18 protein-coding genes are annotated in these 22,515 nt (G+C 41.3%); all 18 read right to left on the bottom strand.

The genetic code is table 11. The features are described 5' to 3' along the window. Positions 1–22 precede the first annotated feature (22 nt). Positions 23–1,684 (bottom strand): DNA repair protein RecN, encoded by a 1,662-nt coding sequence (recN, locus tag ACFIJ9_RS06165; RefSeq protein ID WP_375636169.1) that lies wholly within the window; start codon positions 1,682–1,684, stop codon positions 23–25. 6 nt (positions 1,685–1,690) lie between these two features. Beyond that, positions 1,691–2,584, bottom strand: coding sequence for an outer membrane protein assembly factor BamD (locus tag ACFIJ9_RS06160; protein ID WP_015856633.1), 894 nt, complete (start codon positions 2,582–2,584; stop codon positions 1,691–1,693). Positions 2,585–2,742: 158 nt separating this feature from the next. Further along, positions 2,743–3,627, bottom strand: coding sequence for a UDP-3-O-acyl-N-acetylglucosamine deacetylase (lpxC, locus tag ACFIJ9_RS06155; RefSeq protein ID WP_375636168.1), 885 nt, complete (start codon positions 3,625–3,627; stop codon positions 2,743–2,745). A 211-nt stretch (positions 3,628–3,838) separates the two neighbouring features. Next, the gene (gene ftsZ, locus ACFIJ9_RS06150) at positions 3,839–5,611 is read right to left on the bottom strand and encodes a cell division protein FtsZ (protein WP_375636167.1); all 1,773 of its coding nucleotides are present in this window, start codon (positions 5,609–5,611) and stop codon (positions 3,839–3,841) included. Positions 5,612–5,674: 63 nt separating this feature from the next. After that, positions 5,675–6,976: a cell division protein FtsA gene (gene ftsA, locus ACFIJ9_RS06145; protein ID WP_375636166.1), complete on the bottom strand. Its 1,302-nt coding sequence runs from the start codon at positions 6,974–6,976 to the stop codon at positions 5,675–5,677. Further along, positions 6,973–7,884, bottom strand: a complete 912-nt coding sequence (locus tag ACFIJ9_RS06140; RefSeq protein ID WP_375636165.1) for a cell division protein FtsQ/DivIB — start codon at positions 7,882–7,884, stop codon at positions 6,973–6,975. The genes ftsA and ACFIJ9_RS06140 overlap by 4 nt, the downstream gene beginning before the upstream one ends. Continuing rightward, positions 7,872–8,792, bottom strand: coding sequence for a D-alanine--D-alanine ligase (locus ACFIJ9_RS06135; RefSeq protein ID WP_375636164.1), 921 nt, complete (start codon positions 8,790–8,792; stop codon positions 7,872–7,874). The genes ACFIJ9_RS06140 and ACFIJ9_RS06135 overlap by 13 nt, the downstream gene beginning before the upstream one ends. 238 nt (positions 8,793–9,030) lie before the next feature. Next, complete coding sequence (gene murB / locus ACFIJ9_RS06130; RefSeq protein ID WP_375636163.1) at positions 9,031–10,008, bottom strand: UDP-N-acetylmuramate dehydrogenase; 978 nt, start codon at positions 10,006–10,008, stop codon at positions 9,031–9,033. Further along, entirely contained in the window at positions 9,986–11,413 is a 1,428-nt protein-coding gene (gene murC / locus ACFIJ9_RS06125) for a UDP-N-acetylmuramate--L-alanine ligase (protein WP_375636162.1), read from the bottom strand. Before murC ends, murB begins: the two co-directional genes overlap by 23 nt. After that, on the bottom strand, positions 11,397–12,533 hold the full coding sequence (locus ACFIJ9_RS06120; protein ID WP_375636161.1) for a UDP-N-acetylglucosamine--N-acetylmuramyl-(pentapeptide) pyrophosphoryl-undecaprenol N-acetylglucosamine transferase: 1,137 nt from the start codon (positions 12,531–12,533) through the stop codon (positions 11,397–11,399). Before ACFIJ9_RS06120 ends, murC begins: the two co-directional genes overlap by 17 nt. Beyond that, the gene (locus tag ACFIJ9_RS06115) at positions 12,526–13,680 is read right to left on the bottom strand and encodes an FtsW/RodA/SpoVE family cell cycle protein (protein WP_375636160.1); all 1,155 of its coding nucleotides are present in this window, start codon (positions 13,678–13,680) and stop codon (positions 12,526–12,528) included. Before ACFIJ9_RS06115 ends, ACFIJ9_RS06120 begins: the two co-directional genes overlap by 8 nt. Before the next feature lie 143 nt (positions 13,681–13,823). Further along, complete coding sequence (gene murD, locus ACFIJ9_RS06110; protein WP_375636159.1) at positions 13,824–15,218, bottom strand: UDP-N-acetylmuramoyl-L-alanine--D-glutamate ligase; 1,395 nt, start codon at positions 15,216–15,218, stop codon at positions 13,824–13,826. A 4-nt stretch (positions 15,219–15,222) separates the two neighbouring features. Continuing rightward, the gene (gene mraY, locus ACFIJ9_RS06105) at positions 15,223–16,293 is read right to left on the bottom strand and encodes a phospho-N-acetylmuramoyl-pentapeptide-transferase (RefSeq protein WP_375636158.1); all 1,071 of its coding nucleotides are present in this window, start codon (positions 16,291–16,293) and stop codon (positions 15,223–15,225) included. A 21-nt stretch (positions 16,294–16,314) separates the two neighbouring features. Next, positions 16,315–17,736 carry a UDP-N-acetylmuramoyl-tripeptide--D-alanyl-D-alanine ligase gene (gene murF / locus ACFIJ9_RS06100; protein WP_375636157.1) on the bottom strand — a complete coding sequence of 474 codons (1,422 nt, stop codon included), beginning with the start codon at positions 17,734–17,736 and terminating at the stop codon, positions 16,315–16,317. Beyond that, a complete protein-coding gene (locus tag ACFIJ9_RS06095; protein WP_375636156.1) occupies positions 17,733–19,184 on the bottom strand; it encodes a UDP-N-acetylmuramoyl-L-alanyl-D-glutamate--2,6-diaminopimelate ligase in 1,452 nt (483 codons plus the stop codon). Before ACFIJ9_RS06095 ends, murF begins: the two co-directional genes overlap by 4 nt. 22 nt (positions 19,185–19,206) lie before the next feature. Beyond that, complete coding sequence (locus ACFIJ9_RS06090) at positions 19,207–20,949, bottom strand: peptidoglycan D,D-transpeptidase FtsI family protein (RefSeq protein ID WP_375636155.1); 1,743 nt, start codon at positions 20,947–20,949, stop codon at positions 19,207–19,209. Next, positions 20,949–21,353 (bottom strand): hypothetical protein, encoded by a 405-nt coding sequence (locus tag ACFIJ9_RS06085; protein ID WP_015856648.1) that lies wholly within the window; start codon positions 21,351–21,353, stop codon positions 20,949–20,951. Before ACFIJ9_RS06085 ends, ACFIJ9_RS06090 begins: the two co-directional genes overlap by 1 nt. After that, positions 21,350–22,348 carry a 16S rRNA (cytosine(1402)-N(4))-methyltransferase RsmH gene (gene rsmH, locus ACFIJ9_RS06080; RefSeq protein ID WP_015856649.1) on the bottom strand — a complete coding sequence of 333 codons (999 nt, stop codon included), beginning with the start codon at positions 22,346–22,348 and terminating at the stop codon, positions 21,350–21,352. Before rsmH ends, ACFIJ9_RS06085 begins: the two co-directional genes overlap by 4 nt. Positions 22,349–22,515 lie beyond the last annotated feature (167 nt).

The raw sequence follows: 22,515 nt of genomic DNA, 5'->3' as shown, positions 1-22,515 counted from the left end.
TTTTATCGCTGACTAATTACCTTCATGCTAGAAGCTTTTGAGCCGCTGCACGCGCTTCTTCAGTAATCTGTTCTCCTGCCAACATACGAGCAATTTCTTCTGCACGCTCATGCTCTTCCATTTTATGAATAGCAGTAACAAAGCGTCCTTTATCATGACTCTCAATTTTTGAAATAAGAAAATGACCATGCGCTTTCGATGCAACCTGTGGAGCATGCGTAATAGCGAAAACCTGAACATGTTCTGATAAGCGTTGCAACCGTTGCCCAATAGCAGCTGCAACAGCACCCCCAACGCCTGTATCAATTTCATCAAAGATCAGCGTCGGTGCTGATCCTCGATCAGATAAAACAACTTTTAATGCCAACAAAAAACGAGACAATTCACCGCCAGAAGCCACACTAAGCATTGGTCCAGCACGTGTTCCAGGATTTGTTCGCACCCAATATTCAATACGATCACATCCCTCTGCACTCCGCTTTTCGATATCACTTTGCATTTCAACAATAAATTCAGCCCTCTCTAATTTCAATGCCGGTAACTCAGTCATCACGCTTTCAGACAAGTGCTTTGCAATCTCTTGACGTTTTATTGACAACGCTTGTGCTAACGTATCGTAATTTTTTTGTGCTTGTTTTGCTTCATCTTCAAAACGTGTCAATATAGTCTGAGCCTCTTCAAAATCAGCTAATTCAGCATCCATCTTATCGTGTAACTGAACCAATTCATCCGCAGAAACTTGATATTTACGAGCAAAACCCCGAAGAGAAAAAAGACGCTCTTCTATCCGTTCCAATTCATCAGGTTCAAAATCTAATGCTCGTATTGCCGTCTCAATACCTTCTTGCGCTGTTGCAAGTGCATGCAATGCCTCATCAATAGATTTCACCACTGGTGCAATAAGCTCTTGTGCTTCAGGAATTTTCCGCTCCAAACGCCTCACCAAATTGGAAAGCACTGGGATTGGTGATTTTTGACCCGTTAAAAGATCATCCGCTTCTTTAATATCCGTCGCTATTTTTTCTAATTTAAGCATATCGGCACGACGAAGAGAAAGAGTATCCTCTTCACCAACTTTAAAATCAAGCTTTTCAAGCTCTTCTACACACGCACGAAGATAATCAACCTCACGTACAGCACTCTCTACTTTAAGACGCTGCCGTTGCAAACGCTCCTCAAATTCACGCCATGTGTAATAACACTGACGCAAATTTTCCACTTCATCCTCAAGACCACCAAAGGCATCTAATAATTGGCGATGTGTAGCAACATCAACAAGCGCACGATCATCATGTTGTCCATGGATTTCAACCAGCAAACGGCCAACACTCCGCATCAATGCAACACTAGACACCTGATCATTGATAAAAACACGGCTGCGTCCATCACTTGATTGCACACGTCGTAAAATAATATCACCCTCATCATCAAGACCATTCTCACGAATAAGTTGACGTGCAGGATGTGAAACAGACACATCAAAAACAGCTGTGACCTGCCCGCGCTCAGCACCATGACGCACAAGCGAAGCATCACCCCGCCCCCCTAGAGCAAGTGATAAAGCATCAAGGAGAATAGACTTCCCCGCACCTGTTTCTCCAGTTAAAACCGTCAACCCCGCCGTAAAATGAATATCGAGCGTTTCGATCAAAACAATATTATGAATCGAAAGCTGTACCAGCATAGAGAATCAACGTACCCTCTTCTTATCACCACCTAAAGCATTTGAGATCCAAGAAGATTTATGCTCGCGTGGCGATATTTTATTCTTCTGCAAGAGATTATAAGAAAATTTATACCACTCACTTTTGGGATAGTTACGTCCTAAAATAGCTGCTGCCGTCTGCGCTTCCGCCGTTAAGCCAAGAGCAAGATTAACTTCCGTCAAGCGGAAAAGCGCTTCTTCAATTTGATTTGTATCGGAATACTCTTCAACCACGGTACGAAACCGTCTACTTGCCGCAAGATAGCGCCGCCCCTCTTCATAATAACGACCAATCTGCATTTCTTTGCCAGCCAGCTGTTCGCGCCCAAAACGTATTTTATCCTTAGCATCCTTGACATATTCAGAATTAGGATAACGCTCTATAAGGAGCTGCATAGCAGCAATAGCACGTTTCGTATCACGTTGATCACGCGTAACATCAGGAATCCGACGGAAAGAAGAAAGACCAATAATATAGTACGCATAAGCCGAGTCAGTCGACCCTGGATAAAGAGTAATATAGCGTTGAGCCATACTAATTGAATCATCATACTTTCCGAGTCGGTAATTAGTAAAAGCACCCATGACCAAAGATTTACGCCCCCAGTCTGTATAAGCATACTGCTTTTCAATCTTCAAAAACTTCTTCGATGCATCCCCAAGCTTCCCACTCTCAAGGCTAGCAAGCGCCTGATTATATAAAACATCTGGTGGCTCTATTTTCAAAACATAAGCAGATGGATCAAGGGTATTTTTCTCTTTAAAGAGGCATCCCGCCAACATACAGGTGCTTCCCAAAAGCACCACCCCCAATATCTTGCGTACAATGTTAAATTTTCTATATGTCATATTTCCAATGCACACATGAGATTTTTTCATAGTTTTTCCGGCCTCCACAGAATATCACCTTGTAGCAAAAACAAGTTATCAAAGGTCTTATACCATATCACTTTAAAATCCACATAACCAATTTAGCAGTTTAGGTCAATCATCCCCTTAAAAATCAAATAAACGATAAAAAAATCTTGTCAATTTTTTTACTCTTTCTCTAAAAAGCTTTTTTCGTAATGTGATTCGTCTGCCAAAACAGCCTTCACCAATTGCGCATTAATTCTATGTCCACTACAATAAGAACGAAATAATCCAATAAAAGGCGCCCCAAGCAAAGCAGTATCACCAATCGCATCAAGCATCTTGTGCCGAACACATTCATTCTCCCAATAAGGACCATCGGGATTTAAAATTTTATCATTAAGGTCGATAACAAGAGAATTTTCCAAAGAAGCGCCTCTCGCCTTTCCAGAAAGCCTTAATTTTTCCACGTCTTTGAGAAAACCAAAAGTGCGCGCACGTGACAAATCATCTCTAAACCCTCGTGTGGTAAGATCAAAACTGAAATGTTGCTTACCAATAGCAGAAGAAGGAAAAGAGATCGTTATATCAAAACGACGTCCATCGAATGGCAAAAGCTCTGCAACACCATGAGCCTCTTCAACCCGCAACGGCTTTTTTATAATGAAATAAGAACGTAACGCATTTTGCTGTACAATGCCAACATCTTCAAAAGCTTGGCAATATAGCCACGCTGAACCATCCAAAATAGGAATCTCATTATGTGACATTTCAATAACAAGATTATCCAAATTATAAGCAACAATTGCTGCCATCAAATGTTCAATTGTTTCAACCCTTACATCTCCATCTCCAAGTACCGTTGATAATTCAGTTGCTCCTGTTTGCGATGCATGGGCTTGAAATATTTTCTCTGTTCCGTCTAATCCACAACGCTTAAAAATAATACCACACCCAACATCCGCTGGACAAACCTTCACCACTGACAAACAGCCACTGTGAACGCCAATCCCCTTAAATGTTACTGCTTTTTTAAGAGTAGACTGATATTTTGGCACCAAGTTCATCATATTATTTTATTGAATTGCTTTTACATCTTTTAACAAAATTTATAAAATCATAAAAAATATTCATAGTAAATAATAAAAAAACCGCTTAGTATAAGCGGTTTTTTTAAAAAAAGTATTTTATCCAAAAAACAGCAATATATTTTACTGTATAATTTTTGACTGATCATAAAAGAGGTAATAAAATTGCTTACTTTGCCTCATTTTTCATCAATTAATTTGCTTGACGACGTAAAAATGCTGGTATTTCCAACTGATCTTCTTCACTTATAAAAGTACGCTGATCTTGTGGTACCTGAGGGTGCAGCTCACCAGAACGACGTGGAACATAAACAGAAGCATCTTGAGAAAGCGCCTGAGAATTTTTATTGTAAACATGAGACTCTTGCTGCTGAGACGATCTAACAGCAGGCTCCAGCCTCGCTTCTGGCTCTGCTTCTTCACGATGCGTCAAGCTCTGTTTCAAACGCTGCCAAAGATTACGAGGACCTTGATCAGTCACAGATGTCCTTTGACTTTGTCCATGAGCAACAGGAGGAAAATCCTTTAACTCAGGCATACGCATTGGAGCGCGCGCTTGCATTTGTTGCATTTGTTTTGGTTGCACTGGCTTTTCTTTTTGCTTCACAACCCCTGTCATCTCATCAAGAACATGCGCTGTTGCCTCCATACTCACGGGAGCAGTCATAGCCTGTTGAGAACCACGACTTACTTGCATACGGGGCACATTTGATCTCTGTTCCTGAACAGCATTTGAACCATACGTAACAGCATTCGTCGCACTTCGTGTCGTCATTGCTTCTGTAGGATGTGCAAAAATTTGACTTTTGGGACGGAACTGTTCTCCGGTTGATTTACCCTTCTCTATTTCAAGTGATTCGATCACTTCTACCATTGACTCAGAACGCAATGGCGATGACTGAACATGAAAAGAACTGTGTGGCGTTCCAGGATCGCTCTTGCGCATTGAAGAAACAGGCCTTTGAAGCTGAGGATGAGAGGACTGAACCACATCACTAACTTCACGATCAATACCGGTGGCAACCACAGAAACACGAATAACGCCTTCCAATGACTCATCATCAATAGCGCCAAAGATCACATTCGCATCAGCATCCACTTCTTCACGAATACGATTAGCAGCTTCATCAACCTCAAAAAGAGTCATATCACGACCACCCGTAATAGAAATCAATAAACCACGCGCCCCACGCATAGAGGTATCATCCAACAATGGGTTTGCAATAGCAGCTTCAGCCGCAGCCAAAGCACGCCCATCACCAGATGCCTCACCCGTTCCCATCATAGCTCGACCCATTTCGTGCATAACAGAGCGAACATCAGCAAAATCAAGATTAATCAAACCCTCTTTAATCATCAAATCCGTAATGGAAGCAACACCAGAATAAAGCACTTGGTCAGCCATAGCAAAAGCATCAGCAAACGTTGTCTTATCATTTGCAATACGGAAAAGATTTTGATTGGGAATAACAATCAATGTATCGACAGACTTTTGTAATTCTTCAATACCAGCCTCTGCCGTTTTCATACGACGTGCGCCTTCAAACTGAAACGGCTTTGTCACAACACCAACAGTCAAAATACCTTTTTCACGCGCTGCGCGAGCAACAACGGGAGCAGCCCCTGTTCCAGTTCCTCCCCCCATACCAGCAGTAATGAAAACCATATGAGAGTCTGCAAGATGATCGATAATTTCATCAATACATTCCTCTGCCGCCGCTTGTCCAACTTCCGGTAAAGCACCAGCACCCAAACCTTCTGTCACAGCTGCCCCAAGTTGGATAACACGTTCAGCCTTTGACATAGCCAAAGCCTGTGCATCCGTATTTGCAACAACAAAGTCAACTCCCTGAAGACCAGCATTTATCATATTATTCACGGCATTCCCGCCACCACCTCCAACACCAAAAACGGTAATGCGTGGCTTCAATTCCGCGATATCTGGCCGATGCAGATTAATCGTCATTTTCTTTTCCTTCTCATAAGACACCGCAAGCCAAAGCGATGAAATTTATCCAACTAGACTTAACTAAAAACTCTCACGCAACCACTGACCAACACGCTGAAAATACCCACGCGTGCCCATCGACAAATGATTTCCTGCCGCCTGCATTGTTTTTTCTTCAAAACCCACCAATTGCGGATAAATTAACAACCCAACAGCAGATGTAAACGCCGCCCCTTTTGCAAGAGAAGGAAGCCTCGAAATACCTAAAGGCCGCCCGATACGAACATTTCTTCCTAATATAGTACGTGCCATTTCTGGCAATCCTGTTAACTGGCTTGCTCCCCCAGTCAAAATAACACGTTTACCAATGATGTGACCAAAACCAGAACGATTTAAACAATCACGGACCATTTCTAAAATTTCTTCAACACGCGCACGAATGATACGCCCAAGAACCGCGCGAGGATATTGAGTTTCACGCTGTTCACTCCCAATTTCTGCTACATTAATCATTTGCCGCTCATCGGTACTTGTTAAAAGTGCTGAACCATAAACAACTTTTAAACGTTCCGCCTCTGTTAGAGACATAGAAAATCCGCGCGCAACATCAAGAGTGACATGATGACCCCCAACAGCAAGAGCATCCGCATGAATAAATTTTCCCTCAAAAAACACTGAAAATGTTGTTGTTCCACCACCAAAATCAATACATGCAGCCCCTAAATGCGCCTCATCATTCATCAAGACAGAAAGACCACTTGCAAAGGGAGTAGCAACCATTGCTTCAACACTCAAATGTGCACGATTAACACAAGTTTCTAAATTACGCAAAGAAGCTGTTTCAGCTGTTACCACATGCACGTCAACACCAAATGTTTCCCCTGCCATTCCGACAGGATCAGAAATTCCTTTATCTCCATCCAATACATAAGAAACTGGAACTGAGTGCATAACATGACGTTCAGCATCAAAAGCTTTACGCGAAACATCTGAAAAGGCCATACGCATATCACGCTTGGTGACTTCACGACCATTCAAATGAACTTTTCCATTAATCAAAGCACTTTGTAATCGACTTGAGGAAAAATTCACAATCACTGAATCCACCACCAAACCAGCCATTTTTTCTGCCGCATCAACAGCCAATCTTATTGATTGTTCTGCTGCAAACATATCCATGACAACACCGGATTTAATACCGCGTGAACGCTGCACTCCAAAGCCTAGAATTTCCGTAGAATGTGTACGACCATGTAAATAGTGCGCATGCTTTAAAGGACGCAAACAAGCAATAAGACAAACAATCTTACTTGAACCGACATCAAGAACCGTTAAAAAACGTGTTTTACGCCCTCCCAGATGATGTGATCTAAGCAACATCATGGGTTTCCTGCCTTTCGTGTCTTTAAAATACGTTCTTCTTCTTCCACAGTAGCATGATAACGCTCCAACGTTTCATCTGATAAAGAAACAGTAATTCTATCAGCAAGACGTAAATCAACACTGCGAATATCGCGAGATAAAAGATCTTGCATTATACCGGACGAAACAAGAGAAGAAAGCTTTTCAAGGGCACCATTTTCAGGCAACATAACGCGCATTCCATTATCCAAAACAAGATCCCAACGTCGATCACCTACCCGCACGAAAGCACGAACACGATCATATACTTCCGGATAGACCGACAGCGCTTGAATAAACACTTTAGCAGCATTTTGCGCACCCTGCCCAACCACAAGAGGTAAATCCCGAACAATTTCCCCTTTAAAGGGCACAATGACACGACCTGTATTATCAACAATATCCACTATGCTATCATGTTGCCAAATAGCATAGGGTTCACGCTCCACGATGGAAATGCGCATTCTATTAGGATAAATTTTCTGAACATTAGCCGATTGCACCCAAGCCTGTTTTTCCAAAAGAGAACGTGCTCTTTCAACATCAAAAGTGAATATAGAAGGCGCAACATCAAGTTTTAAAATTTTAAAAATATCCTGCTTTGTCAAGCGCTTATTGCCGCTTATATCGACATGAGTGACCACAAAACTACTATCTAATATGATCGTGTTTACGATCACAGCCATCTGACCACTTGATGAAAGTCCATAAAAAGCCGTAACAAAGAAAAACCATACCACCGCAAAAGAACCGAAATGGCGTGGAATATGAATATTGACAAAAACAAACTCAAACATAAACCGGAGGAAACGACGATAAAGACGTGGCAAAGCCGGCACTGAAAGCACCTCCATCGGAACATTTGTTTTATTAACATTCAACGCATACATGATGCGTCCTCCACCATCCATTGAACAATATCGCCGTAAGTACGGCCGCTCGCTTTTGCAATATCAGGAAGAAGAGACGTCGATGTCATACCGGGTTGCGTATTAATTTCAAGCCAAACCAATTCTCCCGTTTTCTCATCAAAACGAAAATCAGAACGGCTAACACCTCGACACCCTATCGCCTGATGGGCTGCTAAAGACATTCTTTGCACACTTTGGTAAATATTTAGTGAAAGTTGTGCAGGACAAATGTGAAGAGAACCACCCGTTTTATATTTCGAGTCATAATCGTAGAATGGAAAGTGTTTATTGGGAAGAATTTCACACACATCCAGCACTTCATTCCCCAAAACAGCACAAGTCAATTCACGACCAGGAATATATTTTTCAATCATCACCTCATCGGCATACCCCCACTCAGCTCCCCCAATATTATGCGGCGGTGCTGCTTCATTTCCATGGACAATGACAACACCAAAACTTGATCCTTCACACACAGGTTTAATTACATAAGGAGGCTCCATGGGATGCGTTTGTCCCAAAGCAAAACGACTCATGATCCGAGAAGGAGCAACACAAACCCCAACATTTGCAACGATAATTTTTGCACGTCCCTTATCCATTGCCAAAGCAGATGCCATCACACCAGAATGGGTATAAGGAATTTTTAAATATTCAAGAATCCCCTGGATCCGGCCATCTTCACCAAATGGACCATGCAATGCATTGAAGGCAATATCGGGCTGCAACTGTTCAAGAACAGAAGCAATATGAGCGTCAACATCCACGCGGCTCACGCGATACCCCTGCAGCTCTAGAACATCAGCACAAGCCGCCCCTGAAGATAAACTTACAGACCGTTCAGAAGAAAAACCTCCCATTAACACAGCTATATGTTTATCTCTCATAATAAATCACCCTCTTTCGCATACTATATGTAGTCTATATAAAATACATCAGCACCACATACAGAAAAAACAAGGTTTATCCTTGCGAATCAATAACCTAGCATTTTGCATAATGAATCAGACTCAAAAGCCTGATGCAAGAGATTCTTTGTTAATTTATTGATTCTTAATAGAAATTTTTTATTATCTCTTTGAAATGACTCAATTTTTTATTTTCACTTTTTTAGTGAACAATAAATCAATGAAATGGATCAAAAGGAGAAACACTTCGACCACGCTCAAATTGACCGATACGCTCTATTTCCCACTGTAAAAGGTGGGCTGAATTTGCAAAAACACGCGCACGCACTGTTTCTCCCAATGCTTCAAGATCATATCCTGTTGCTTGCCCTGTATTAATCATAAAGTTACAGTGCATTTCACTCATTTGAGCGCCACCAATCCGTAAACCACGACACCCTGCTTCATCAATCACGCGCCACGCAGATCCATTCTCAGGATTTTTGAACGTTGATCCTCCTGTCTTTTCACGAATGGGTTGTACTGTTTCTCTGTGGAGGGAAACTTCATCCATAGCAGCACGAATATCATCTTTATTACCGAGTTCTCCTTCCAATAAAGCAGCTGTAAAAATAAAATCTTTAGGAATATCACAATGGCGATAGGAATAATGCATATCTTTCAAACTCAAGATATGACGTTGCCCTTTACGATCCAGCGCATAGACCTCAACAACACGCGCTGCGGTTTCAATACCATTCGCACCCGCGTTCATTTTGAGAGCTCCTCCAAGAGCACCAGGAATACCATGATAAAAATGAAAACCTGCAATTCCTGCCTTTAAAGCGGCAACAGCTAAATGTTTATCCGCCGTACCAGCACCAACTAAAAAGCCTTTTGGAGAAACTTGCTGCACTTGCCCAAAGTTTTTTGGCGAAAGACGAATCACAACACCAGGAACGCCCCCATCACGCACCAGAAGATTAGAACCGATACCGACAATTGTTACAGGAACAAATTCAGGCAAATTTTGAAGAAAGAGAGCCAAATCTTGTTCATCAACAGGCTGATAAAAAAGCTCTGCCAACCCACCCGTGCGAAACCACGTTACCTTACGCATTTCAACATTAGGTGTAAGTTTGCCTCTCACGCCACCCAACAGCGGTTGCAATTGCGCCAATAGCGCCTCACCATCAATGTGCTGAAAATTTACCATGACCATCCAATACCGCTAATTGATGAGGCAACGCACAAGCCCATTGTGTGATATTGCCAGCACCAAGAAAAACAACATAATCCTCTGCCTGAGCAAATTTTGAGACAAAAGACACAACATCTTCCAGACTATGTATCAAGCGCACATCACGATGACCCGCCATTTTAATATGCTCTACCAATTCTTGAGAACCAAATCCTACAATAGGCTCTTCACCAGCCGCATAAACGGGCGTAATCAACACTGTATCTGCATCATTAAAACAAGCAGAAAAATCATCAAATAAATGATACAAACGTGAATACCGATGGGGTTGTGCAATCGCAATAACACGCCCTTTTGCACTCTCACGTGCTGCACGCAAAACAGCCTTTATTTCAACAGGATGATGTCCATAATCATCAAATATTTCAATACCCCGCCAACTTCCTGTTCGCGTAAAACGCCGTTTTACTCCGCCAAATTCTGCTAAGCCCCTTTTTATAGCTTCATTTGAAATGCCTAGTTCATGCGCAATAGCAATCGCCGCCGTTGCATTAGCAACATTATGCTGTCCTGCCATGGGCAAAAGCAAATTTTTCAACTCAATTTTTCTTCCTGTTTTGCGTGAGCGAACAAGAACATCAAAATGCGTTTTTTGACCATCCATCGAAAGATTAAGAAAACGAACATCCGCTTGTGGATTTGCACCATAAGTGATCACCCAACGATCATCAATACGGCCCGCCAATGACTGAACCTCTGGATGATCAAGGTACAAAACAGCAAAACCATAAAAAGGAACATTTTCTACGAATTGCCGAAAAGCCTCACGCACAGCATCAAAACTTCCATAATGATCTAAATGCTCAGCGTCAATATTAGTAATAACAGCAATATCAGCAGGCAGCTTTAAAAATGTACCATCACTTTCATCAGCTTCAACAATCATCCAATCGCCATCTCCTGTACGAGAATTCGTACCATAAGCATTAATAATACCGCCATTAATCACCACTGGATCAAAATGACCAGCATCAAGGAGAGCTGCGACCATTGATGTGGTCGTTGTTTTACCATGTGTACCACCCACCGCAATTGCACGCCGAAACCGCATCAGCTCCGCTAGCATTTCTGCACGTCTGACAAGCGGTAAATGTCTTTCCTTTGCAGCAATATACTCAGGATTTGTTTTTTTAACGGCAGTAGAAAAAACAACAACCTCTGCATTCCCTAAATTTTCAGCACAATGACCTATATGAACGTTAATTCCTTTTCTCCGCAAACGTTCAACATTCGCACTCTCAACTTGATCTGACCCTTGAACTTTATAGCCAAGATTATAAAAAACCTCCGCAATTCCACTCATACCGATCCCCCCGATTCCGATAAAATGGATAACGCCTATATCAAGTGGCATTTTCATTAAAAAGCTCCTCTTTTATATCTGACAACAATCGCCCTGAAATTAAGGATTCAGCCATATCAGCAAGACAACGGGTTGCATGAGGTTGCCCAACTTTTTTTGCAGAAAGCGCTTGTTTTTCTAATAAATGGGGCGCACAACAAGCGTGCATTAAAAGAGAAAAAAGCTTTTGTGCATTTAAATCTTTTTCTGATACAATTTGCGCACCACCTACACGAGCAAGCAGAGCTGCATTGGCAGCCTGATCATGATCTAAAGCATGGGGATAGGGAACAAGCAAAGCAGGTCTACCAATCACCGCTATCTCACAAACAGATGAAGCCCCAGCGCGCGACAAAATAAAATGGGCATGTGCCATACGTTCAGCCATATCATCAAAAAAAGGAGCTACCTCTGCTTGTACGCCCATATCACGATAGATTTTGATCAACCCTTCTGCTTCACCTCGAACTTGCTGCACAATTCGTAAACGTTTACGGTTCTTATCATCGAATAAAGCAATAGCTTCTGGAACAATATGTGAAAAAGCAGAAGCCCCTTGGCTACCTCCAAAAATCAAAAAATGAAATGGCTCTTCACCAGTTGAGGGATGATAAGGAATTTTGGCCGCCTTCAACACAGCCTCACGAACAGGATTCCCCGTCAAAAGTATTTTATGAGCATAAGCGCCATTTGGCGACAACAAACCACCAGCGATTGCACGCACAAAAATTGCCAACACCCGATTGGCACGCCCCATAACAGCATTTTGTTCATGAATAAATGTTACACGCCTCGTTAAGGCCGCAATAAAAAGAGGAGGAAAGCTCGGATACCCTCCAAATCCTCCAACAAGAACAGGACGTAATTTATAAAACAACGCCAACGATTGCCCCATCCCCCTTAGCAAAGACCAAAACGTCTTTATCAGAGCAAAAGGATGGCGTCGTGTAAATGTTGCCGATGAAACGATATGAATATGCTCTTCATCAAAGCAGCGAACAAAAGGTCGTGCTCTTTCATCTGTTATTAAATGAACATCATATCCACGCTGCCTTAATTCAACAGAAAGGGCTTCAGCAGGAAAAAGATGTCCACCTGTACCACCAGCCACCAAAACAATAACTTTTTTATCATTCATAAGGGGTATCCAAGATAGAAGAGGAAGAAAAAGCTGAAAGGCGTGCTTCTGGCCAACGACGTGTTAAACTGAGCAAAATGCCCATTGAAAACGCAATCGCCACCATCGAAGAACCACCATAAGAAATAAAAGGCAATGTCATGCCTTTTGGAGGAATTAAGTGAAGATTAACGGCCATATTAATAGCTGATTGAAAGCCAATCATCATTGCTATGCCAGTAATACCAAGACGTATAAAGGAATCACGTGTATTCATGGCTATATACAATGAACGCATAACGATAAAGCCAAAAAGCATCATAATTAATAAACAAAGAATAATACCATACTCTTCAGCAGCAACGGAAAATACAAAATCTGTATGGCTATCAGGAATGATACGTTTTACTGTTCCCTCCCCAGGACCTTGCCCAAACCAACCACCATTCAAAATAGCCTCACGTCCTACATCCACTTGAAACGTATCCCCTTCACCTGTCAAAAAACCATTGATACGCTCGCGTACATGATGCAGAAAAAGATAAGCTAAAATAATTCCTACAACGCCTAAAATGAGAAAGAGAAAAATAATGGTAAGAGGTACACCAGCAATAAAAAACAGCCCCCCCCATGTTGCACTTATTAAAACTGTTTGTCCAATATCAGGCTGCAAAACCAGAAGCACACAACAAATGGCATAAAGTAGAATCGCTAACGTATAACCCAGAATTCCCCTCCTGCGTATCTGTTCTGAAAAAAGCCAAGCAGACATAACCACAAAAGCTGGCTTCATAAACTCTGAAGCCTGTACAGAAAAACCAAATAGTAGAATCCACCTCCGTGCTCCCTTTAATTCTGGACCCCAAAATAAGGTTGCAACCATAAGAGCAAGCGTTACAATGAGCAAAAGAGCACATAAACGACGAATATTAGAAAGCGAAAAAAAGGAAATGGTAACCATCGTAAAAAATGCTGAAATGCTAAAAATGATATGCCACCGAACAAAATAAAAACTATCAGCAATTCCGATTTTTTTTGCAATAATAGGGCTGGCAGCAAAAGACAGCATAATGCCAATTCCCATTAAAATTAAACAAGCTGCAAAGATAGAGCGATCAATCGTCCACCACCAATTAGCAATTGGATCTCTATCTGCACGCGTAACCATGGTATCCACCTTATCCATTTTATAAATTATCTTAAAGTGATATGGTTCCCCAGCCTATTTAACAAACACTTTAAAAACTAAATTACACAAAAAAAGATTCTGGAGTCTTAACGCAAAATATTTTTTTATAACTGATGATTTTTTTATTGTAACTGCATCACAAAAGAGACAAATTCTTCGCCTCGCATTTCATAATTTTTAAATTGGTCATAACTTGCACAAGCAGGTGACAAAAGAACCGTCACCTCTTTTTCCTTACAACCCATTGCATCAACAGCTGCTTCACGCACCGCATTTTTCAAAGTTAAGCTCATAGAAAAGGGAAAAGCAGATCCAATAGTGCGAGCAAATTCTTCCGCCGCGCTCCCAATCAAATAGGCTTTACGAATTTTAGGAAAAAATTTTCTAAGAGACTCTATTCCTCCCTTTTTTGCCTGTCCCCCAACAATCCAAAAAATATCATTAAAGGTGGAAAGCGCAGGAGCTGTTGCATCTGCATTAGTCGCCTTGCTGTCATTGATAAACAAAACCGCCCCCATTTTACGCACCTGCTGCATACGATGATCCAGCCCTTTATAACTTGCTAAATGCTTGTTCATAGAAGGATCGGTTATTTTTAAAGCCTGCAACGTTGCTAATGCCATAAGGGCATTTTGCGCATTATGACGTCCGCGCAAAGCAGTCATAGACGTCAGATCTGCAAGCATATGACGCTGTCCTTGATAAACAGAAAAGAGCTTAGTCCCATCTGCATAAAAACCATTTTCAACAAAATGATCCTTGGAAATTGCCCCAATTTTCTTCCCTTCATGAAGCAACTGTTGATATAAAACCCTACAAGCTGCATCATCAACTGAAATAAAAGCCTGTGAAGCCTGAGCAATCAGATGCCTTTTGGTTTGCACATAACAGGCAAAACTCCCATGTCGATCAATATGATCAGGTGTTAAATTCAATAAAAGTCCAATGGTCGGCTGAAGAGAGGGTGTAAGATCAATTTGAAATGATGAACATTCAATCACATAGATACGTTTTTTAACAAATGGCTTAAGCGTCAATATTGCCTTTCCGATATTCCCCCCCACCTGCACATCATAACCCATTTTTTCCAACAAATGCGCAAGTAAAGCCGTTGTGGTTGACTTTCCATTCGTCCCCGTAATCGCAATGAAAGGAACATCTTGGTCACAAAAACCATAATGCTGTAAAAAATGCTGGCGCGCACGAACAAATAATTCAATATCACCGATAATTTCTATATTTTTTTTTCGTGCTTTTTCAACAACCCAATGGGGTTGAGGATAATTTAAAGGAACTCCAGGAGCTACAATCAATGCAACAAATTCTGACCAATCTTCATAACGGAGATCTCGCGTTGGAATATTGTGCCGGAAAGCCATCTGCACGCTTGAAGGACTATCATCCCACGCCACCACTTCTGCACCGCCACGCATCAATGCTTGTGCCGTTGCTAGTCCAGACTTTCCTAATCCAAATAAAGCAACTTTTTGTCCTTTATAACACGCAACAGAAATCAAAATCTCACCGCAATTTAAGTGTTGAAAGACCAATAAGAGCAAGAACAATTGAAATAATCCAAAAGCGTATCACGACTTGGCTTTCAGTCCAGCCTTTTTTCTCAAAATGATGATGTATCGGTGCCATAAGAAACACTCGTTTTCTTGTTAATTTGAAATAACCAACCTGAATAACGACCGAAAAAGCTTCCACAACAAAAAGCCCACCAATAAGAGCCAAAACAATTTCGTGCTTCGTAGCGACTGCAACAGTCCCCAATAATCCTCCAAGAGCCAACGAACCAGTATCTCCCATAAAAATAGCTGCAGGTGGTGCATTAAACCATAAAAAACCAAGCCCTGCCCCAACAACAGCTCCCAGTAAAACAGCCAATTCACCTGCTCCCGATACATAATGGATTTGGAGATAATCAGCAAAATTCATATTACCAGAAAGATAAGCAATCAGAGCAAAAGATAAGGCTGCAACCATCACAGGAACAATAGCAAGGCCATCAAGTCCATCCGTCAAATTAACCGCATTACCCGTCGCGACAATAACAAAAGCAGAAAAAGGAATAAAAAACCAGCCCAAATTGATAAGATAATCTTTCAAAAAAGGCAAAGCGAATCCAGATGAGCCAATTTGTAGGATGACAAAAGCAGCAATTGCGGCAACACAAAACTCCAAACTTAACCGTGCTTTCCCAGAAAATCCTTTGTCTGTTTGTTTTGTGACCTTAAGATAATCGTCATAAAATCCAATTGCCCCAAAAGAAAGCATAACCAATAGCGATACCCAAAAATAAATATTCGATAAATTACACCACAAAAATGCCGCTACCACAATACCGGTTAAAATCATCAATCCACCCATTGTAGGTGTTCCAGCCTTTTTAAAATGTGTTTGAGGACCATCCGCACGAATCGGTTGCCCCTTACCCTGCCGCAATTTAAGAGAAGCAATGATGCTAGGTCCAAACAAAAAGACGATGAGCCCCGAAGTAAGCATAGCCGCTATCGTGCGAAAAGTAATATAACGAAATACATTCACACCTGGAAGCCAATCACTAAACGAAGAAAAAAACAGCATCATGGTACAAAAAACCTCTTAAAACTATGAAGAAACCGCTTTATAGCGGTCAAGCAATGCAGTCACAATATTTGATGAACAAAGGCTATTGGATGATTTAACCATAAGCAGATCCCCAGAAGAAATTTCTGCTAAAAGGAGAGATAAAATTTTCTCAATATTTTCAGCATAATGAACCTTAACACCAGCAGACAAATCACTGACTAAAGATTTCATCGCCTCACCAAATAGAAAAACCGGATTAGCACCGGAAAGACGTATTGGCTTTATTAAATCACGATGAAGCTTTTCACTATACTCCCCTAACTCTAGCATATCTCCTAAAATAGCAATTCGCCGCCCCTCTTCCCCGACTGGTCCTGTAGCAAGAAGCTCAAGCGCAGCACGCATAGAAGCAGGATTTGCATTATAGCTTTCATCAATGAGATAAAATTCACCCCCATTTGATAAAGACAGTCGATAACGAACACCTCGCCCCTTTTGAGAAGAAAAATGGCGAAAAGAAAGAAGAACAGGCTCTAACTCAACTCCCATAGCATCACAAGCAGCAATAACCCCTAAACTATTTTGCACAATATGGCGTCCGGGAGCACCAATTTGAACCTCCCTATCCCGCTCCCTAATACGTACAATCATAGAAGAACGATCAGTTAGAAGACGTATATCTCGCGCTTGATAATCAGCATTTTTGCTCTCACCAAAGCTTAAGATATTCTTTACACCGCATTTCCTTGCTTCTTGAACGAGATAAGAAAAAAAATCACTATCCGCATTTAAAATGGCAATGCCTTTCTCATCTAATCCTTCAAAAATTTCAGCTTTTGCCTTTGCTATTTCTTCAAGATTTTTGAAAAAACCCATATGTCCTGCACAAATATGCGTAATGAGAGCAACATGCGGACAAACCAGTTTGACCAGAGGGCGAATTTCATCTCTATGATTCATGCCAATTTCAAAGATACCATAAGCACTCTCCATAGGCATCCGCGCTAAAGTGAGTGGAACCCCCCAGCAATTATTTAAAGAAGCGAGATTCGCATGAACGTTCCCAGTCGTTGCAAGTGCTTGTTTCAAAGCTTCTTTTGTCGTTGTTTTTCCCACCGATCCTGTTATCGCAATAATCTTAGCTCTTGAACGTTTGCGTGCAGCTTGTGCAAGTTTTTCCAGGGCTTGCAAAACATCAGGAACAACAATAAGTGGAGCCGATATCTTTTTCATATCCCTTAAACGGTGTTCCGCAACGATAAGAACCCCTGCACCTCGTTCATAAGCTTGCGCAGCAAAATCATGACCATCAAGATGATGCCCCTTAATGCAGAAAAAAATATCACCTTCCGCAAGAGTACGGCTATCAATGGAAACCCCAGAAAAAGTTTCTGGCATGCTTCCTATTACAACACCATTAATTGCAGCAACAAGTGCTTTCTTATCCCATAAAGCTGTCATTTCTTTCGGTTCTCTAGAGCTTCTATCGCTTTCAGACGATCTGAAAAAGGATAAGTTGTCTGCCCTATAATTTGGCCATCCTCATGACCTTTTCCAGCAATGATTAATGTATCACCAACTTTCAAAAGCTCCACCGCGTAAGAAATAGCCTCACCACGATCTGCTATCTCTATTGCTGTTGGCACTGCCTGTAAAATATCCTTGCGTATTTTTTCTGGCATTTCTGTGCGAGGATTATCATCCGTTACAATAACAATATCCGCTTTATCCGCCGCAATTTTTCCCATCAAAGGTCTTTTTCCTTGATCACGATCTCCTCCACAACCAAAAACAACGATCAAACGCCCTTGCGTAAAGGGACGAACAGAAAGCAAAACCTGCTCCAAAGCTTCTGGTTTATGGGCATAATCAATATAAACAGGCGCATTATTTTCTGTCTTTCCGACAAATTCTAACCGCCCAGGTGCCCCCTGCAAAGTTTCAAGCGCAGAAAAAACCTTACGAGGTGAAACACCCGTTGCAATCGCTAACCCCGCTGCCATAAGCGCATTGGCTACCTGAAAATCTCCAGCCAAAGGCAAATCAAATGTATAAATATTATTTTCCACACGACACTCAATACACTGTTTTGAGCGTTGATGTTCAACACGATTAATCGTGATAAATTTCCCCTTACGGCCAATTGTCAAGACACGGCGGCGCGCTTGTGTAACAACATCAATAACCTTTTGTGAATAGACATCATCAGCAAAAATCAAAGCAGGAGCAGATACAGGCAAAAGTGTATCAAACAACCTCATTTTAGCTCGCAAATAATCCTCTACCCCCGTGTGATAATCCATGTGATCTCGCCCTAAATTGGTAAAGGCACCAGCCGTTAAACGAACTCCATCAAGTCGTCCTTGATCAAGCCCATGCGAAGAAGCTTCAAGAGCTGCATGAGTCACACCTTCATGAGAAATTTCACAAAGAAGACGGTGCAAGGCAACCGGATCAGGTGTTGTGAGAGAACCATAAACATTCCGTTTAGGAGAAACAACACCAACCGTTCCTATACTCGCAGCACAAAATCCAACATGAGTCCAAATTTGCCGAATAAAAGAGACAACAGATGTTTTACCACTTGTACCAGTCACAGCAACGACCGTTTCAGGCTGAGAACCGTAAAAACGTGCAGCTGCCAACGCTAAACTATGACGAACATTAGAAACACGTAAAATGGGAACAGGTAAATCCTCAAGAACAGCATAACAATCTGTAACAATTGCTCGTGCGCCACGCTTTATCGCATCATCTATATAGTGTCTTCCATCACTTTTTTTTCCTTGAACAACGACAAAAACATAGCCTGGCAAGACTTGTCGAGAATCTGCACTGATTCCTGTTATTTCCATTGAAGAAAGATTCTGATCTTCAAGACATTCTGTAAAAACTGTTCCAAACAACATAACGATGCACCTTTTATTCATTTTACCGTTGTTTAACGAAACTTGAATTGCTCTTTTTACTTAAAAGAGGCTCATATTCTTTTTTAAAATCGGGTTTTACACCAAGAAAACTAGCTGTGCGACGAATAATATTAGCAAGCATTGGTCCAGCATTCATCCCCGCTGTTGCTGAACGCTGTCCCTCTGCAGGCTTTGGTTCATCAATAATTGTTAAAACAACATAAACAGGATCATCAATAGGAAAAGCAGCAAGAAAACTATTGAAATTTTTTGTTTTAGAATATTTTCCATTTTCAACTTTTTCAGCTGTTCCTGTCTTACCACCTACACGATAACCTTCGACTTTTGCATTACGTCCAGAACCAATATCACTATTTAATTTATAAAGGTAACGCATATTTTGACTTGTTTTAGCCTGCAAAACCCGTTTTGCATGGTACAAAGTTTGTCCTTTTGTACGTTTTAAAAATGTCGGAGCAATTAACCAACCACCATTCATTAAAGCAGCAGCCCCGACAGCTGTTTGCAAAGGTGTTGTTGCCATACCATGCCCAAAAGAAATCGTCATAGAATGGATATCCTTCCAATGATGTGGTACAATAGGATGGGCAACTTCAGGCAACTCTGTTGTAAGACGATCCAGTAACCCAAGTTTTTGCAAAAAACCACGATGTTTATCAATCCCTATCGCCAATGCCTCTTTAGCAGAACCAATATTGGAGGAATAAATAAAAACCTCCCATAACGTTAAGGGACGATTTTTCCCATGAAAATCATGAATAGTATACCCACTACTTGCTTTTATTGGCTTTGAAGCATCAATAATACTGTTTAAATGAAAAATATCGGAATCAAGAGCCATGGCAGTTGTAAAACTTTTAATGATCGATCCCATTTCAAAAGCTCCTGCCGTCATCCGATTGAGACGATCACTTTTTAAAGCTTCAATAGGATTTCCAGGATCAAAATCTGGTAGTGATGCCAAAGCCAAAACTTCCCCCGTATGTATATTTAAAATAACAGCTCCCGCAGCAATTGCCCTATAACGCTTCATAGCCTGAATAAGTTCATCATGAACAATTGCCTGAACACGCACATCAATCGAAAGCTGAACTTGTTTTAATGATTCTTCCATAGCAAGACCAGCGGCACGCAAAGCACTCAACTCCGTATCATCAATATATTTTTCCATACCTGCAATGCCCTGATTATCAACATTCACCATACCGAGAATATGGGAAGTTACAGGTCCATCAGGATAAAAACGACGAATTTCAGTCCGAAAACCAATTCCTGGTATACCAAGAGCCATAATTTTCGTCTTCTGCATTGGTGTTAACCCACGCTGGATCCAAGAAAAACCAGATTTTCTTTTTAAGCGCTTATAGGTTCCCTGCCAATTAAGATCAGGCAAAACTGTTGAGAGCAATTCAATTGTTTCATCCACATCAATAATACGTCGTGGCTCAGCAAAAAGTGAATAAGTTTTAATATCTGTTGCCAATAAACGACCATTACGATCAACAATATCAGGCCGTGCCATCAATTGAAGAACTCCTGGCCCCTTTGCTTCTTCAATCTGTCCACCTTCCAACCCATAAGAAATAAGGCAAGCCCCCATGATGCCATATAAAATTAAAAAGCAGAACAACGAAAAAAGCAAACGTGGACGACTAGAATAGGGACGACGAACAGAAACATTATGATTATTCAACGAATTCTTTAAGCGCTTTTTCTTCTGTGAGAATAAAAAAGTCGATTTCATTACTGCGCGCCTTTTTGGACAACACCATTTATCTGAGAAGCCCGATTATTTGTCAAAATATCCTGATTATCTTCCAAGATATTTTGTTTAATCACTTCTTCAATTTGATCATGTATCCGTACCGGAATATCTTTAAACGCCACGATTTGACGCGGCTGTATAACCTCTAACTCAAGTTCTTTTTGATAACGTTTTGCAAGTTTTTGCATGCGTGAAGGCCTTATCATCACAGCCCACTCAGCACGAAGCAAACTTACCGTATTTTTTGCTGCAGCAATTTCATGCTCAAGATGACGAACTTCGTTCATTCGTTTTTGAACATCATATTTTACTTTATAAGTAAGACCTGCCATACAAATCATAATCATCACTAAGATCATATCAAATGTACGAAAAACTGTCATTTCTTGCCGCCTTCAAAACTGGCAATCTCTGCTAAACCAAATAATTTCATATCTGCTGCAAGAGCCTCTGCTTCAGTTCGTACACCAATACGCAACCGCGCAGAACGTGAACGAGGATTTTGCTGTAACTCCTCTTCACTTGCAGTTATCCCCCCTTTAAACAAAGGGAAAAATGTTGCTGGAGCCGTTTTTATTTCAGGAAGATAGCGTGATCTCATACACTCTCCAGAACGAAAAGAAAAAAATCTTTTGACCATACGATCTTCAAGAGAATGAAAACTGACAACACCCAAACGACCACCCGGTTTCAAAATGCGTTCAGCAGCAAATAAGCCACGTGCAAGTTCACCAATTTCATCATTAACATAAATGCGAAGAGCCTGAAATACACGTGTTGCAGGATGAATGCGATCTCCCGGCTTACGTCCTATCAACGCTTCGATAGCATACGCCAAATCACCTGTACGCAAAAAAGGCTGAACAACACGACGCTTTTCAATCATCCGTGCAATTCGCCCCGCATAACGCTCTTCTCCTAATATCTTAAAGATACGTGCCAAATCCCTTGCTTTTAAGTGATTTACAACATCGCCAGCAGTAAAACCAGTCTGAGCCATTCGCATATCTAATGGACCATCTTTTTGAAAAGAAAATCCCCTTTCAGCTTCATCAAGCTGCATTGAAGAGACACCAATATCCAAAATAACAGCGTCTACCTTCTCTTCAACAACGCGATCCAACTGTGAAAATTCCATTTGCACCAAACGAAGTCGTGGAAAAAATTCTTCAACAAGCGATTGTCCCGCACTAATAGCATGAGGATCACGATCAAGAGCGATCACCTCCGCCCCTGCCTTTAACAAAGCGCACGTGTAACCACCAGCACCAAAGGTGCCATCAATCACTTTTGCTCCAACCAATGGCATAAGCCCAGCCAAAACTGGCTGCAACAACACTGGAATATGGCGTTCAGCTCTTTGATCCTGCTTTATCAAAATAATCCGTCTTGAAGTTATGCTGTCTCAAATCAACAGCTCTCTCATAGCAACTGATTTTAGAGTAACCTAGCCTTCAACTTTCATATTAATCACAATGAACGAAAAAACTAAAGTTATCCCAAGACAGATCCTAACGCATTATACTTAAAGAAATGTTATAATTT

The sequence above is a fragment of the Bartonella sp. MR90HLJMH genome (assembly GCF_042194115.1).
In the GTDB taxonomy this organism is placed as follows: domain Bacteria; phylum Pseudomonadota; class Alphaproteobacteria; order Rhizobiales; family Rhizobiaceae; genus Bartonella; species Bartonella grahamii.
The sequence above is the reverse complement of the archived record's forward strand: the minus strand, read 5'-3'. Positions and strand labels throughout refer to the sequence as shown.

What these genes read in the sequence shown, in the direction of transcription:
- recN (WP_375636169.1), bottom strand. Translation starts at nt 1,684, where the DNA reads ATGCTGGTACAGCTTTCGATTCATAATATTGTTTTGATCGAAACGCTC.
- ACFIJ9_RS06090 (WP_375636155.1), bottom strand. Translation starts at nt 20,949, where the DNA reads ATGAAATCGACTTTTTTATTCTCACAGAAGAAAAAGCGCTTAAAGAAT.
- murC (WP_375636162.1), bottom strand. Translation starts at nt 11,413, where the DNA reads ATGAAAATGCCACTTGATATAGGCGTTATCCATTTTATCGGAATCGGG.
- ACFIJ9_RS06095 (WP_375636156.1), bottom strand. Translation starts at nt 19,184, where the DNA reads ATGTTGTTTGGAACAGTTTTTACAGAATGTCTTGAAGATCAGAATCTT.
- murB (WP_375636163.1), bottom strand. Translation starts at nt 10,008, where the DNA reads ATGGTAAATTTTCAGCACATTGATGGTGAGGCGCTATTGGCGCAATTG.
- ACFIJ9_RS06160 (WP_015856633.1), bottom strand. Translation starts at nt 2,584, where the DNA reads ATGAAAAAATCTCATGTGTGCATTGGAAATATGACATATAGAAAATTT.
- ACFIJ9_RS06140 (WP_375636165.1), bottom strand. Translation starts at nt 7,884, where the DNA reads ATGTATGCGTTGAATGTTAATAAAACAAATGTTCCGATGGAGGTGCTT.
- murF (WP_375636157.1), bottom strand. Translation starts at nt 17,736, where the DNA reads ATGACAGCTTTATGGGATAAGAAAGCACTTGTTGCTGCAATTAATGGT.
- ACFIJ9_RS06115 (WP_375636160.1), bottom strand. Translation starts at nt 13,680, where the DNA reads ATGGTTACGCGTGCAGATAGAGATCCAATTGCTAATTGGTGGTGGACG.
- ftsZ (WP_375636167.1), bottom strand. Translation starts at nt 5,611, where the DNA reads ATGACGATTAATCTGCATCGGCCAGATATCGCGGAATTGAAGCCACGC.
- ACFIJ9_RS06135 (WP_375636164.1), bottom strand. Translation starts at nt 8,792, where the DNA reads ATGAGAGATAAACATATAGCTGTGTTAATGGGAGGTTTTTCTTCTGAA.
- ACFIJ9_RS06120 (WP_375636161.1), bottom strand. Translation starts at nt 12,533, where the DNA reads ATGAATGATAAAAAAGTTATTGTTTTGGTGGCTGGTGGTACAGGTGGA.
- ftsA (WP_375636166.1), bottom strand. Translation starts at nt 6,976, where the DNA reads ATGATGTTGCTTAGATCACATCATCTGGGAGGGCGTAAAACACGTTTT.
- lpxC (WP_375636168.1), bottom strand. Translation starts at nt 3,627, where the DNA reads ATGATGAACTTGGTGCCAAAATATCAGTCTACTCTTAAAAAAGCAGTA.
- mraY (WP_375636158.1), bottom strand. Translation starts at nt 16,293, where the DNA reads ATGATGCTGTTTTTTTCTTCGTTTAGTGATTGGCTTCCAGGTGTGAAT.
- ACFIJ9_RS06085 (WP_015856648.1), bottom strand. Translation starts at nt 21,353, where the DNA reads ATGACAGTTTTTCGTACATTTGATATGATCTTAGTGATGATTATGATT.